15 protein-coding genes are annotated in these 14,217 nt (G+C 32.1%); 8 read left to right on the top strand and 7 right to left on the bottom strand.

Translation table 11 applies throughout. The features are described from left to right. Position 1 precedes the first annotated feature (1 nt). The 5 genes from LNP23_RS19605 (at position 2) to LNP23_RS19585 (ending at position 5,311) form a co-directional block, all read left to right on the top strand. Positions 2 to 1,663: a ThiF family adenylyltransferase gene (locus LNP23_RS19605; RefSeq protein WP_230002520.1), complete on the top strand. Its 1,662-nt coding sequence runs from the start codon at positions 2 to 4 to the stop codon at positions 1,661 to 1,663. Further along, positions 1,660 to 2,124 carry a Mov34/MPN/PAD-1 family protein gene (locus tag LNP23_RS19600; protein WP_230002519.1) on the top strand — a complete coding sequence of 155 codons (465 nt, stop codon included), beginning with the start codon at positions 1,660 to 1,662 and terminating at the stop codon, positions 2,122 to 2,124. The genes LNP23_RS19605 and LNP23_RS19600 overlap by 4 nt, the downstream gene beginning before the upstream one ends. Then, positions 2,117 to 2,872 carry an NARF domain-containing protein gene (locus LNP23_RS19595; RefSeq protein ID WP_230002518.1) on the top strand — a complete coding sequence of 252 codons (756 nt, stop codon included), beginning with the start codon at positions 2,117 to 2,119 and terminating at the stop codon, positions 2,870 to 2,872. Before LNP23_RS19600 ends, LNP23_RS19595 begins: the two co-directional genes overlap by 8 nt. Before the next feature lies 1 nt (position 2,873). Beyond that, positions 2,874 to 3,938 carry a nucleotidyltransferase family protein gene (locus LNP23_RS19590; protein WP_230002517.1) on the top strand — a complete coding sequence of 355 codons (1,065 nt, stop codon included), beginning with the start codon at positions 2,874 to 2,876 and terminating at the stop codon, positions 3,936 to 3,938. Between the two features lie 653 nt (positions 3,939 to 4,591). Then, a complete protein-coding gene (locus tag LNP23_RS19585; RefSeq protein WP_230002516.1) occupies positions 4,592 to 5,311 on the top strand; it encodes a hypothetical protein in 720 nt (239 codons plus the stop codon). 137 nt (positions 5,312 to 5,448) lie between these two features. Here LNP23_RS19585 and msrA read toward each other — a convergent pair whose 3' ends face one another. The 7 genes from msrA to LNP23_RS19550 all read right to left on the bottom strand — a co-directional run bounded on the left by msrA (position 5,449) and on the right by LNP23_RS19550 (position 10,329). Continuing rightward, on the bottom strand, positions 5,449 to 5,985 hold the full coding sequence (msrA, locus tag LNP23_RS19580; protein ID WP_230002515.1) for a peptide-methionine (S)-S-oxide reductase MsrA: 537 nt from the start codon (positions 5,983 to 5,985) through the stop codon (positions 5,449 to 5,451). A 48-nt stretch (positions 5,986 to 6,033) separates the two neighbouring features. Beyond that, a complete protein-coding gene (gene msrB / locus LNP23_RS19575; RefSeq protein ID WP_230002514.1) occupies positions 6,034 to 6,483 on the bottom strand; it encodes a peptide-methionine (R)-S-oxide reductase MsrB in 450 nt (149 codons plus the stop codon). A gap of 605 nt (positions 6,484 to 7,088) precedes the next feature. After that, entirely contained in the window at positions 7,089 to 7,298 is a 210-nt protein-coding gene (locus tag LNP23_RS19570) for a hypothetical protein (protein ID WP_230002513.1), read from the bottom strand. 85 nt (positions 7,299 to 7,383) lie between these two features. Then, a complete protein-coding gene (locus LNP23_RS19565; protein ID WP_230002512.1) occupies positions 7,384 to 7,872 on the bottom strand; it encodes a peptide-methionine (S)-S-oxide reductase in 489 nt (162 codons plus the stop codon). A gap of 70 nt (positions 7,873 to 7,942) precedes the next feature. Next, positions 7,943 to 8,434: a peroxiredoxin family protein gene (locus LNP23_RS19560; RefSeq protein WP_230002511.1), complete on the bottom strand. Its 492-nt coding sequence runs from the start codon at positions 8,432 to 8,434 to the stop codon at positions 7,943 to 7,945. A gap of 111 nt (positions 8,435 to 8,545) precedes the next feature. Continuing rightward, positions 8,546 to 9,472: an aldo/keto reductase gene (locus LNP23_RS19555; protein ID WP_230002510.1), complete on the bottom strand. Its 927-nt coding sequence runs from the start codon at positions 9,470 to 9,472 to the stop codon at positions 8,546 to 8,548. Between the two features lie 23 nt (positions 9,473 to 9,495). Beyond that, positions 9,496 to 10,329 (bottom strand): AraC family transcriptional regulator, encoded by an 834-nt coding sequence (locus LNP23_RS19550; RefSeq protein ID WP_230002509.1) that lies wholly within the window; start codon positions 10,327 to 10,329, stop codon positions 9,496 to 9,498. A 427-nt stretch (positions 10,330 to 10,756) separates the two neighbouring features. On the opposite strand from LNP23_RS19550, the gene LNP23_RS19545 reads away from it, so the two are divergent. The 3 genes from LNP23_RS19545 to LNP23_RS19535 are packed head-to-tail and all read left to right on the top strand — an operon-like array spanning position 10,757 to position 14,197. Further along, entirely contained in the window at positions 10,757 to 11,458 is a 702-nt protein-coding gene (locus LNP23_RS19545; protein ID WP_047773459.1) for an outer membrane beta-barrel protein, read from the top strand. 14 nt (positions 11,459 to 11,472) lie between these two features. After that, positions 11,473 to 12,204: an outer membrane beta-barrel protein gene (locus LNP23_RS19540; protein ID WP_230002508.1), complete on the top strand. Its 732-nt coding sequence runs from the start codon at positions 11,473 to 11,475 to the stop codon at positions 12,202 to 12,204. Positions 12,205 to 12,232: 28 nt separating this feature from the next. Next, entirely contained in the window at positions 12,233 to 14,197 is a 1,965-nt protein-coding gene (locus tag LNP23_RS19535) for a T9SS type A sorting domain-containing protein (protein WP_230002507.1), read from the top strand. Positions 14,198 to 14,217: the final 20 nt, after the last annotated feature.

Here is a 14,217-nt window from a genome sequence, read left to right as displayed (position 1 = left end):
GATGGATGCACGACTAAATAAGATACAACAAGTCATTTCTGAACTAAATGGAATTTCAATTGAAACTCCATTTAGTTCAGATTGTGATTTTAATATTGTTGGAAAAATAAAGGTCTCATTAGATAATAGCGTAGAAATTCTAATTTTTGATGTTAGGATTTACCCTGAATATCCATTGAAGAGACTAGATACTGAATCAATAACTTTTTCTAACACTAGCTTTTTAGAATATGGCCATGTTATGGGAGATGGTTCTATTTGTATTCATACCTCTCATAATATAGATTTAAAGAAAAAAATTGAAATAGATATTAATTCATTAAAAAGATGGATCTTAAAATATTATTTAAATAAAGAAAATGATAATCATTATGAGCACATAATTCTTCAACCGAAAGAATTTAATAACATTCATTTTTCTTACTTGTTTACAGAAGTTGATTATTCTTTTAATAAAAATCAATTTGGTTTCTTTGATTATTCAAAAATAAACGATGGCTTATATCTTGACAAAACGATTACTAATCATATTGTTCAAAATTTTAAAGATCCATTCAGTAGAATAATTACAGAATGCAAATGGAGCAATTCCATTAAGCAATTAGGGAACAAAAACATGGGTTTATTTGTGTTTTTGGATAATCCTCCCACAACAAGGAAAAAATTTATAATTAGTAATTGGGAAGATTTAAAAAGTCTAGTAACACAAGATTTTTTAAAATTTTTAGACAATGTTCAAAAAAATAATCAAAAAATAAAAGGGGATCCAATTCCTTTATTAATTGGTTATAAGATTTCTGACTTAGAAATACATTGGCAAGTAGCAATTTTAGAAATTGGAAAATTTCCTATCGAATCTTTCAAAGAGAATCAAATTTGGAAAGGTAGATTTATTGATAAAAATATTATTTGGTGTATTACAAGAAACTGTTCCTATAATTATTTTTTTGGAAGAGGAAAATTAGGGGATAAAATTACCAGAAGTAAAATTTTAATCATTGGTGTGGGTGCCATAGGAAGTATTGTTGCTACAACTTTGACAAGATGTGGTTGTACAAGGATTGATATTGTTGATTTTGACATAAAAGAGCCGGAAAATGTTTGCAGATCAGAATATTCGTTTCTAACTGGTGTATGTAATAAAGTAGATGATCTATCAAATGAATTATTTAGAATTTCTCCGTTTGTAGAAATTGGAATTTTAGATAGTGGTATGTTACACTTTTATTCCAAGATATTGCAAGGTATAAATAATTCTAAAAGTAAATTAGAAGAACCGTTAGCTTCTTATGATCTAATAATTGATTGTTCAACGGATAATGATTTAATGTACGTTTTAAATCAACTTGATTTAAAACGCTTGATAACAATGTCAATTACAAACAATGCAAAAGATTTAGTTTGTTCAGTTGAACCAAAAAGTTATGATTGGGTTATGAATCAATTTGAAAATGTTTTAGAAAATGATTTGGAAGATATTCATAACCCAACTGGTTGCTGGAATCCAACTTTTAAAGCCTCATATAATGATATAAATACACTTGTACAATTTGCAATCAAACATCTAAATTTAAAATTTTCAGATGACAGTAAATTATTAAGAAACTTTGTGTTGAAAACTGAAGATGAAAATGAATTTAACATTAAACTAAACGAATTTTGACATATAAAAATAAGGAAATAGGATTGATAATTAATGTTGAAAATGCTTTGCTTTCAAATATTATTGATATTGGAATACAACATTATCCAAATGAATTTGGAGGTTTTCTAATAGGTCATTATTCCAATAACCAAACTCAATTGAATATTACTGATACAATTCTTCCGAATAAATATAAGGCAACGCCATATTTGTTTGAGAGAGATACCATAGGAATAGAAGATAAATTGAGAAATTATTATAATGAAAATCCCCAAAAGTATTATGTAGGCGAATGGCATACACATCCTAATAATTTACCAATACCTAGCGGTACAGATATTAGTGCCATAACTTCAATAACAAATCATGAAGATGTTTCAATATCAAATCCTGTAATGTTAATTATAGGCTATAATGAAGCCAAGATTGAACTTGGTTTTTATGTTCAATTTAAAAATAAATTATATAGATATGAATAAGGTTAAAATAGTTGTAATGTTGTTTTTTGTAATGATTCATTGTGATATATTATTTGCTGTAAATGCGCCAGATAAGACAATTGAATTGGAAAAAAGAATTAGTTATTTAGAAGAATACAAAAGTAACATAGATAATTTATCTAAAATTGAAATTCAAAATGCAAAGGATGAATTAAAAAAAGAATTAGACAGTAAGTATGAAGATGTTGAAAATTTGCTTAAACTTATTTTAATTCTTGGAATTCCAACAACACTTTGGGGCTTTTATATGACAATTTGGGGAATTAAAAGAAAGGTCCAGAAATTGATTGATGATAAGATAGAAACAATCGTTGAGCAAAAGAGAGAAGAAATTATAAAGTTAGTAAGTAATCAAGAATTTGAAACTAGTTTAAAGAACACGAAAAAAATTATTGTAATTAGTCCGACTGAAGATGCTCAAGATGAAGTCAAGAAGACTATGTCAAATTTTAAATTTAAACATTTAATTTATAGAATAAATAATACTACTGGCACAATTCCGGAACACGATTTAATAATTTTCAACAATATTGATGGTGAGTTTTCTCAAACTGAAATTGACAGTATAATGTCTGAAGAGAGTGATGAAGATGTTTGTTTTGTTGCTTACACTTCTAAAAATCTTGATAGAAATCCTAGATTAAATTTTGCTAATTCAAAATTTACTTTATATCACAGCATATTGTCTACTTTGAGTTTTGTTGAATCAATAAGGAAAGAAGATTAATATGAATAAAGCTGTAAAATACGCAACAAATGGAGCAGTAATTTTTGGTCTCGGAAATGCTGCAATTAATATTTTTCAACAATTAAGTAATCAGAATGCTGGCCAAAAATTTGATTGGATAAATTTATTAAAATCATTTGGAACTGGTGCTTTAGTAGGTGGAACTGGTGGATTTGCAATTGGTTTAATTAGGGATAATAAAATGTCAAAAGTTATTGCCTCAGTTGGGAATGTTTCAAAATATTTGAATAGAACCTTGAATTACTATAAAGATGACAATACATTGCTACTTGAAAAAGCTGAAAAGGTTCGAAAGAAATTAGATTCTAAATTTAATAAAGAACTTGCTAATTATCCTAATTTAAACGGTTCTATTACAAAAGACACTTCAATTTACGGTTCAGATATAGATATTCAAATTCCTTTTAAAAGAGATTTTGGTTCTATTGAAAATGTGTATTATACAGTTTCAGATTTTATATTTGACGAATTTCAAGATACAAAATTAGTAGGAATTAGGGAGCAAAAACATTCAATAGGATTAGAATTTAATATTGGAAATGAAATAAAAAGGATTGATGTTATTCCTTTAAGACAAATCGATAATAATTCAGGAGATACTTATTTATATGTTAATAATACTGGTTTTTTTGAAAAACCAACGTATAAGAAAACTAATTATCTGAAACAATTAAAAAAAATGCAATTTTCCACTAAAGAAAAGAAAATTGTTCGATTATTAAAAGTATGGAAAGTTGAAAACAATTTAAAATTGAAGTCAATCCACATTGAGTTTTTAGTAAAAAAAGCCTTTGAAAAAAAACAAATTCCTTATGGAATAGAAAAATGTTTACTTGAAACAATTAACTTTTTAGCTGAAAATATAATGTTTATTAAAATCATTGATCCTGCAAACACTAATAATATTATTTCTAACTCTTTAACTTATAAAGAAAAAGAAAGTATAAGTGAATTTTGCTATAAAATGATTGAAAATATAACTCAAGACGAAAGAAATATTATCGATTATTTCCCATCTTTAGAATCTAAAATTTTAAATTTTTAAAATTTTATCCAAAAACTACATATACATTTAACAAAGATTATCTATTTTAGTTTTTAACTGGTTATCTTAATTATTTCCTCAAAACAGTCCGCTAAAAGTTTCAAATCTTCTATTAAAAGATTCGAATTTTGTACTTCCAAGTTCACCAAAAGCCACTCCATCGAGTGGCTTTTTTGTTTTATACGTTTCGGTAGAACTGGAATTTCCGTATTGTATTAAAGGATCAAAAGTTTTGGAAAAACAAAAATCTCACAAAGTCGCGAAGCCGTAAAGTTTAAAAAGGGTAGATGCTCCGTTTGTTCTTTTAACGAAGGAGATCTGATTGAAAGCGAATAAGATGAAGTAAATCACACAAAAAGTTTCGTATTGAATTAAAGCTGACAGGTTTTTGAAACCTGTCAGCTTTGGTTTTTTGGGTATTTAATTTTGTTTTAAAATTTTATCCTTTTTATGTTCTCAAAAAATCGAGAAACAGGTGTTTGTACTGGTGAGTAGGAGCGATTGAATAACTAACTTTATAAGGAATAATATTAGTTAAGATTTTTGTTTTTAAAGTGTTAAAGTGGCGGTTGTATAGTAAGTTAGTATGCGGTCTACTTGAAATTTAAGACTAATTATTCACTTGTTGAACGTGTAATTTTAATTTTTAAAATATGAAAAAGTATTCTCTTTTTGCTTTATGTTTCAGCACATTCGTAAGTTGGACTTCAGCGCAGACCACAGCAGTTGACACCACGCATATTTTTCGAACTAAGACTCTGGCTCTTAATTTAGATGGAGCCAGGCATGCTTATCATCCAAATAATGAAGGATTATTGTATAATCTAAATGGAGGGATCACACGAGAAGAAGCAACTCAAAATAAGTTTAAAAAAGACAGGGGTTATGGCATTGCTAAAAAACGTATCGGTCAAAGTGATGATTATGAGGGTTATCTCCAGGCTGATGGTTATTTTGTGTCACAAACTACTCCTTATAATAGAAATGAACCGGAGAGCAGTGCTGCCAGATATGCTGATGCTGAAACAATTCCGTATATCACCTTAAGTCCCAAGTGGAAAGCGCGGGGAATTAAAAATTGTGATATCGCATTTGTTGTTAATCTTGATAATGGGAAAAAAAGTGCTGCCATATTTACGGATTACAGAAAAAATGACGAAAGTTTAGAAATATCTCTAGCGCTTGCTCAAGCACTCGGAATCCCGGTAGCAACAAAGAAAGGTAGTTCGTACGATAATAAAAAAACAGTTACCAAATACAGGGGAATAGCGAGTCGAGACCTTAAAATTTACTATTTTAAAGGTAGTGGTGATGGTAATGGCAAAACCGTTGAAGAGATTAAAAAGGCAGCCCAGAAGCTAATGGGATTGTAGTAAGTATTATTCGGTTAAAACTAGGTTGTTTAAGTAAGCATTCTTTTAACTCTATCGATTAGAATCGAAATAGGAACTTTACTCATAGAAACGAATAAAAAAGCGAACTTCTTTTTAAGGAAATTCGCTTTTTTTGATTAACTAACTTTTTTAATCTGTTGGTATAACATTCTAAACTTGGCAAGTTTGGGTGCAATTACCGCTTGGCAATAACCTGCATTGGGATTGTTTTTGTAATATTCCTGATGTGAAACTTCTGCGATGTAAAACTCTTCGATTGGTTTTACTTCTGTAACAATCAGGTCATCAAAAGCTTCCTGTACTTCTTTTATGGCATTTTCGGCGATTTGTTTTTCGGCATCATTTTCGTAAAAAATAATACTGCGGTATTGTGTTCCGTGATCAGCACCTTGTTTGTTTAGCGTGGTTGGGTTATGTGTTGTCAGGTGAATAACCAATAGTAGGGCTAACGGAACTTTTTGGGCATCGTAAGTAATTTCAACAACTTCTGCATGTCCGGTTCTGCCATCGCATACTTCACGGTAGGTAGGATTTATTGTTGCTCCTCCGCTATAACCGCTTTTAACGGCAATGACCCCTTCAACCTCAGAGAAAATAGCTTCTGTACACCAAAAACATCCTCCACCAAATACTATTTTTTTTATATCACTCATAGCTGTTTTTTTTAAATTGATACGTACTCAAGATTTTCCTGAGTAGTGTTAAATGTTTTCTGTTTTTACTAGTGAAACTGCATTCGTGCAATATCTTAGTCCACTAGGTGCCGGACCATCGGGGAAAACATGACCTAAATGAGAGTCGCAAATGTTACAGGTAATTTCTACGCGTACCATTCCAAATGTTACGTCTTTGATATAAGCGACATTTTCTATAGCAACAGGTTGTGTAAAAGAGGGCCAACCCGTTCCGCTTTCGAATTTTTCACTTGAATCAAAAAGAGGCGTGTTGCAACATTTGCAAGCGTATTTTCCAGGTTCAAAAAAACTGCACATGTCAGAGCTGTGGGCTCTTTCTGTACCTTTTAGTCGTGTAATACGGAATTCTTCTTCGGTTAGTAATTTACTCCATTCCTCAGGTGTTTTTTCTACTCTTTTTGGAGGAGTTGGATTTCCGTGATTGGCGTATTTTATAATAGCGTTCCAGTTTAGCATGATGTTTTTTTTAAGTTATAACTTGTTGGTTGTAATTCTTTTTAACACATAGAAACATAGTTTTGAAAGTGATGCTTTATTTAAAGTGTTTTAATAAAATTGTAATTTTGCACATAGCTTATTCAATTTATTTTATCTGAAACGCCCTTTTTATGTTTTATTAATGCTGTTCTTTTGTATTAATAAATTGTACCCAACGATTGGTTGTTAAGTTTTTATTAAATAATTCAAGTTGCTAGTTAATAATTGGTTGATCCTGTTTGGCCAAAGTGCAAAAGGATTGATTTGCCTCCTGCTTCAGCTGGAGGTAAATGATCGAGATGTGTATCATTGGCTTTAGCCGAAAGAACCGGGGTATAATTCGGCTAAAGCCATTAGATCTTGAACTTCTTGTAATCCTCCAGCTGAAGCAGGAGGCTATTCAAAATGATACTTTTGCAACTATTTTAATTTTTACTAGAAATTTACATTATTATAATTCAGAAATGAGGTATAGGCGGTCTAATTTCAAACATAAAACAACTAGCAACTTAAATTAAATAATTGAAATTGTAATGAACTACTCCTTTCTAATGGTTCTTTTTCACTGTTTTTTGTAGTATAATTCAATACTCGTTTTTAACTTGATTTACTAAATTCAAGAATACTGATTTTGTAAATCGGACAAAAGTTTTGGTTTCGTGATCGTAACCAACCCATTTGTAGTGATTGCCGTACGGACATAAAGGTGCTCCCTCGATGGTGCCTTTTACTAAAGAATACCGTGATAGATCCTTGACGAATTGTTCTTTGTCTATTTTTACTAAATGGCTCATATCTCTGATTTAGAGTACAAAGTTAGGGCGAAAGAAAGCGTTACTTGTAAACCCGATTTCCTGCAAATTTGTTTATTTTTCCCTTTTAGTCTTTAAGGGTGTATTTGCTGTATTTTTGGAACAATAAATTTAGTTTCGGACGAATGTAAGTTTCACAAAATGGCGCTTCTTTTCGAGTTTTATAGTAGTTCAAAAATTCGTCTTTGTTTATTTTGAATTGTACAAAAGGCAAAATCTGGGTAATGTACTTTTCTGTATTTTCGGTTTGTAATTCAGAAATGAAGTTTAAACTTTCCTCTTTTTGTTGCTCATCGAAATAGTAAATAGCACTTCTGTATTTGCTTCGCATACTATGATTTGAAGTGCTGGCATGCGTAAGAAGATGGATCTCGATTAATGTTTTAAGTGAAATTAAATCAGTGTCAAAATGAACGATCACGGCTTCTGACCAATAATCCTGAGGCTCGACAGATTCAATCCAGCCTTGCTCGACCAATTCTACACCAATTAAAGTTTGAAAAACAGCTTCCGTACACCAATGACATCCGCCTCCAAATCCTATTTTTAGTCTCATTATGTGTTAATTTAATCGTGTTGGTATTCGTTTCTTTTAATACCGTTTTTATTTAGCTGTTCTGACTTTACTACATTTTTCTTGATTTTAGAAAAGCAATAGCGCCTTCTACATTGATGTGAAAATCTGAAAAAACAACCGTATCTTCTTCATCAATCAATAAAAACCAAGGTGTTCCTCCGGTTTGAAAATCCGTCATAACCGTCGCTCTTTTTTCTCCATAATCAGAACCGTCATCGTGTCCAAACGGGATTTTTAGATCGTATTTTATTTGGTTTTCACGAAGTTTGTCGGCTGTGTTTTCATCAAAACCTTCAAAAACAGTCTGGACAGCAAAAAAGACAACATTTTTATCTTCTTGCAAAGCATCAACCATTTTTTTTAGAGAAGGCAATCCAATAGAGTGACAACCCGGACACCAGTTTTGGAATTCGTAGATTATTTTAAATTTTCCTTTGTGATCCTTTAACCGAATTGGAGCTGTTTTATTTCCGTCTCCGTCAATCCAATAGTTTACTCGTAATTCAGCTGCTTTTGGGCTTGTTTTTTCTGTATTGCTCATACTATTTGTTTTTTAGAGTACAAAGTTCGTTCAGAACAAGACCTAATTAGTAGACTGGTTGTCCTTATCAATTGGCAATTTTTCCCTCTTTGTTTTTGTGAAAAGCAAACTTTATTGCCAACTCAGTTTTTTTCGATCTTCCCAATAGTCTTCAGGCGTTTGTTTTACGGTTTTTAGAAGTTCGATTTCATGATCTTCTAAAGAAAAAGAGTTTGCTTTAAGATTTTCGTTCAGTTGATCGAGATGTGTTACACCACTAAGTACAGAGTATGGATTGAGGGTAGCGATTACAAATTGAAGGGCGATCGCATCAATACCTACATTATACTTAGTTGCTAAGTTTTGGAAAATTTGGAGGCCGTCATTTTTGTCTAAAAAGATACGGCCATTAGCCATTGCTTCTTTTATAATTACCTTTTTGAACTTTAGTTCTTCTTTTAAATTTAAAAGATTTTGCTCTAAGAGGTTGTAAGTAACCTGAAAAACATCAAATAGTGCTTCGTTATTGCATTTTATTTGAAGGGCTTTTTTAATGATTTCATTTTGATTGACACCACTAGTAGAAAGGCCAATTTCGATGTTTCGCTCTTTTTTAATTTGGTATAATTTTTCTAGTACTTCTTGGTTTTCCAAAACACCACTTTCTAAGGTCGCCGAGTGAATTTGGTAAATTTGAATGTTTTTTAATCTTTCAAAAGTAGTTTTCGACTGTCTTTCCAGCGTTTCAAGTGTATGATTTTTTACTTCGTGTACTATTGCATTTTTGTCAAAATTGGCGACATAAGTGTATCCCCATTTACTTGAAATGATGATGTCTTTTGGCTGGAATTCAGCAATCCATTCTGATAGTATTTCTTCTGCAACTCCATAACTGGGTGCGGTATCAAAATGTCTGATTCCGGCTTGGTAAGCTTCGGTTAAAAAATGTTTTCCTTGCGTTTTAAAAACAGCCAAATCAAAATTCCTATCTGAAATGGAATTGTTTTTAATATTGATATAGTGAGGCCTGCCAATGGCTGCCATTCCTAGTCCGATCATAGTTTTATTATTTTTAAACAAATTCAAGGCGTATTTTTTTTGCGATATTGTATGGGGGCTATTTTTTCGTTCTTTTTGAAAAAACGACTAAAGGTCTGTATGTCATTAAACCCTAATTCATAAGCAATTTCAGAAATGTCTTTATCTGTGTAAGAGATTAAACGTCTTGCTTCGAGCATGATACGTTCCTGAATAAATTTGAGAGGTGATTTTGTTCCCAGTTTCTTAAACGTATTGGAGATTGTTTTCGGGGATTTGTAAATAAGGGAAGCATAATCCGCAACAGTATGTTTACTTCTGAAATTAGTCTCTACCAGGAAATTGAAATTCCGTATCAAATCATTTTGTTCTGTACCCGTAATGCTGCTCAGGGATTGCATTCTGTAAACCCTGGTGCAGGTAATCAATATTCGTTTAAGCATCATTTGCAACATCTCGAGCTGAAGACTGTCTTTCATTTCAAATTCCAAAGTAGCCATTTTCCATGCCGTTTGCATTATTTCTAACGGTACTTCATTAATTTTTATGATGGGTAATTTTGCTGCTGCGCCATAATATAAGATTCCTTTACAGCCAATTTCACTGTCATGATCTAAAACGCAGTAGAACGATTTGTTGAATTTCAGTAAATTAATAGTCTTGATGTTTTCGTATTCAAGTTTATGAAATTCCGTTAGAAAGACTATTTCATTTTTTTCAAAAGTATAAGGTATTCCATCTATTGTAAGTTTGTTTTGATCAGAGGTAAACCAAATAAGAAGCAGGGTTTGTGTTTTTGTGTTTTTTAAAAAATTGCTGTTGTGACTATCGATTTTTTGTAGTTCAAAGTACTCTCCGTTTTTTCCATCATATACCATCGCTGTGAGTTAAGTTTATTATTTGATTCTAAAAAGTTACTAAATAACTAAGTTACTTATTTAATTCTTATTATTTTGGATCATCAACGCTAATAATGTTTTGCAGGTCTAAGTGTTCTGATTGAATGCGTCTAATAATGTACAATCTTCTAAAATAAGTATATTTAAGGAAACTATTTTACAGGTCTGCTAAATTGAAAATTTGCACGCTCTTAATACTGTTAAATGTAAAAATTTTCTACGGTATTTTTTTTGAAAGTTTTTTATTACGTTATCTTTTCTAGCCTTTTATTTACGGATCTCTATTGTACCAGTTTTTGGTTGTTTGACGGGAAAAAGACTCCTTTTGACAGATTAATTTGTTGTTTGTCGATTATTTTGATCGAGTATTCTATTATTAATACATATATTCGCAAAAATTTTTTGCATGAAAGTAATACAATACGTATCAATTTTTTTTTGTTTTTTTACTACAGCCCTTTACAGTCAAAATGAGTCCAATATAACCTACGGTTTGAAATTTGGCGCACTACATTCTAAAATCAGTAATCTGCCGGAAAGCATAAAAGGCAGAGACAATACATTTGACAACAGCGTTATGCAAAGTAAAGGCACTTACGGTTTAGAAGGTGGCTTTTTCTTAAATTTCAAACTTCATGATACCCGTGTTGCCATACAACCGGAGATTCTGTTCAGACAATCCGGTGAGAAAGTTTCTTATCGCGATGCGGTAGGAAAAGAATTTGAATTAGGACTCAATTATTCTTATTTAGAAATTGGTGCTTTGTATAAAGTTTATCCTTACGAAGGATTAAATCTGGGTTTTGGTGCTTTTTATGGCATTAGTTTATCTCCTAATAATGTTACTTATACTTCGAATGAAGCCGGAGGAATGTACGATGTTGCGACAAGACAGTTTTACCAGGACGGTCTTAACGGAGCGGATGACTTTTCACTGTGTTTTGCGGTTGGGTATGAATTGCATAAAAGTATACATTTTGATATGCGCTATTATTTAGGTGTAAAAGATGTAGTAAACAGTAATGCTTCCTCTTTTCAGTTTATCGAAAATCAAAACAAGAGCAGTGTCTTTTGTTTCTCTTTAGGTTATAGTTTTCATCAATGGTAATTTCAATTAAAAAAATGAAAAAATTTATTTTGCTTCTTCTTTTAGTAAGCACAAAATCTTTGTTCGCACAAGGCGACAAAGAGATTACGTATGGCTTTTTTGCAGGTGGAATTTATTCTAAAATGTCTAATCTTCCTGATGTGATAGTACCCAAAGGAATTTATCAGGGATATTCGCTAGAGGAAGAAGGAAAGTTTGGTGCAACGACGGGATTTGTAATCAATTGGAAATACCCGTATGCCAATGTAGCTATTCAGACCGAAGTTTCTTATTCCATGCAGGGGACAGATTTAAATTATAAAGATAATAAGGGACTTCAATACAAAATGACTTTTGGATACAGTTATATAAACGTTGGAGCGTCTTTTAAATATTATCCGATTGAAGGTTTTTATGTTGGTGTGGGGCCTTATGTAGGTTTTAATCTGGACGGCAATAATATAAAATACAGCTCTAACGCTCAGCAAGTATTTGGTAATTCAGGTGTTTATTTTGAGCCTGACGCCAATGTACAGAAAGTACTGAAAGAGTCGCTTACCGGTAAGAATTATTTTTACGGAATGTTATCGGCTGGATACGAATTCAGTTCGAATTTGTCTGCTGGTGCCCGTTATACTTTAGGACTTACGGATGCTTTAACTACCGAAGAAAATGGCCATCGTTACAGTGAAAACAAAAATAAAATGAACAGTATTTCATTGATTATTGGATATTCATTTGATTTTGATGACCTGGGTAATTTTTAATAAACGATCATCTTGAAAATCAGGAGATATGAATAATAAGATTTTTTTACTGCTAATGCTGCTGTCCACAACGGCAGGTAGTTTGGTTTTTGCACAACAAAAAAGCGTACCCGGCAATGTTCAGGAACCTTTTTTTTGGATAAAATCAAGAGCCAATAACGACGCTTACTATTGGGAAAGCCTTACTAAAACAGAAGCAAAAGTACCAACGAATACGCAAAAAGGAACGGCTTTTAATTTTAACCCCAGTATTATTTTTGATACCGCTCAGGATTCTTTAGTCCTGCCTTTGGGCGTTAACAGCAAAAAAAAGCAGACCGTATTTATGGTTTATAAAGTAAAAGACAGTTTGAAAGAACAACTTTTATGGACGATAAATGATACTAAAAAAACGGTTTCTGTTGCAACAAATAAACGCCTTGTTGATTTGAAAAAATACAGTTACAGGTCGTACAACGAAAAAGTCAAACTTCAAAAGGCGAATATTCATTTTTTCCAGCAAAACATAACCGACACTGTTGCGAAACCTTCTACGCTTACTATTGGTTTAAAATCTAAGTTTGAAAAATTACCACCCGAAGAATTCAACGGAAACATAAGCGAAATTTTGGTTTATAACCGTGTTTTATCAGGTGTTGAAACTCAGAAAGTAGCCAGTTATCTGGCAGTTAAATACGGTATTTCACTGTCACAGTTTGAAATCAAAAACTATCTCAACAGTTCGGGGATGACCATTTGGGACAACGATAAACACAAAGGATTTCAGTCTTCGATTACGGCAGTAGGGCGAGACGATGTCAGTGGATTGCTGCAGCTAAAAAGCAGTAATATGGCCGAAGAAGGTTTATTGACGATGGAACTTAAAAGTAAAACGAACAAAATCCCAAATGATTATTTTGTTTTTTGGAGTGATAATGCAAAAAATCTTCTCGTAAAAAAGCAAGAACAAGGAGAGCCAGTAGGTATTGACAGACAATGGCAACTGGATTTTGCAGGTACTTCAGATCTAAACCTGGATTGGACTTTTGATCCAAAATTTATCAAAGGTACTTTACCTAAAGACACTTATTACTGGTTGTTGGTAGATCATTCGGGAAAAGGAACTTATGAGGAGAATAATTCCGAGTACATTAAATTAGGAAGTACATCGAGTAAAGAAAAATTGGTACTAAAAGATTTTAACTGGGATCAGCAAAAATCAGGCAGTGTTAAATTTACTTTGAAAGTAGCGCCTCAAATGTTCAGTCGTGTCTGGATTACGCAGGCAAATTGTGGTGTAAATGCTTCAGGAGAATTAAATTATACGATTGAAGGCGGAGAAGGACCCTTCACAGTAACCGTTAAAAAACAAGGAACTGAAACCATTTTAAAACAATGGAGCCAAACAGCAAAAAGCAGCAACGGAGTGAAACTTTCTTCGGGGAATTATGATTATATCGTAAGAGACGCCAAAGGAAATTTATATTCGGAAACTGTTTTTGTGGCAGACAAACAAGGTACAGTTCCCAACTTAAAATCAGAATATCAATTAACAAACGGAAACGCTTTAACGCTGGACGCAAGTCTTGGTTTGCCAACCGGGAATTATGAATATGAATGGTATTACGAGGGTAATTTTATCGATAATAATCCTAAAATTCTCGTAGATCAGCCAGGTAATTATGAGCTAAGATTGTCTAATGAGCAGGAATGTAAAACGTCAAGTAAAATTGCAATTGCGACAGATGGAAAAGAAAATACAGACTCAAGTGTATTGATTTTATATCCAAATCCTACTGTTGACGGTCATTTTACTATTGCCATGCAGTTTGCCACAAAAACAAATGCCACGGTTAGTATTTATAGTCCAACGGGTACTTTGGTACAACAAAAGCAGTTTTCTCAGATTGAAAATTACATTTACGATGATGTGATTAAAGCTTCATCAGGAATGTATCTCGTTACCGTTAATTCAGATTTCGGAACAAAGACTTTTAAAGTTATTGTGCGATAATCTGACTGCTTAAAATTTAA

Origin of the sequence: Flavobacterium cupriresistens (assembly GCF_020911925.1) — a bacterium.
GTDB lineage: Bacteria > Bacteroidota > Bacteroidia > Flavobacteriales > Flavobacteriaceae > Flavobacterium > Flavobacterium cupriresistens.
The sequence above is the reverse complement of the archived record's forward strand: the minus strand, read 5'-3'. Positions and strand labels throughout refer to the sequence as shown.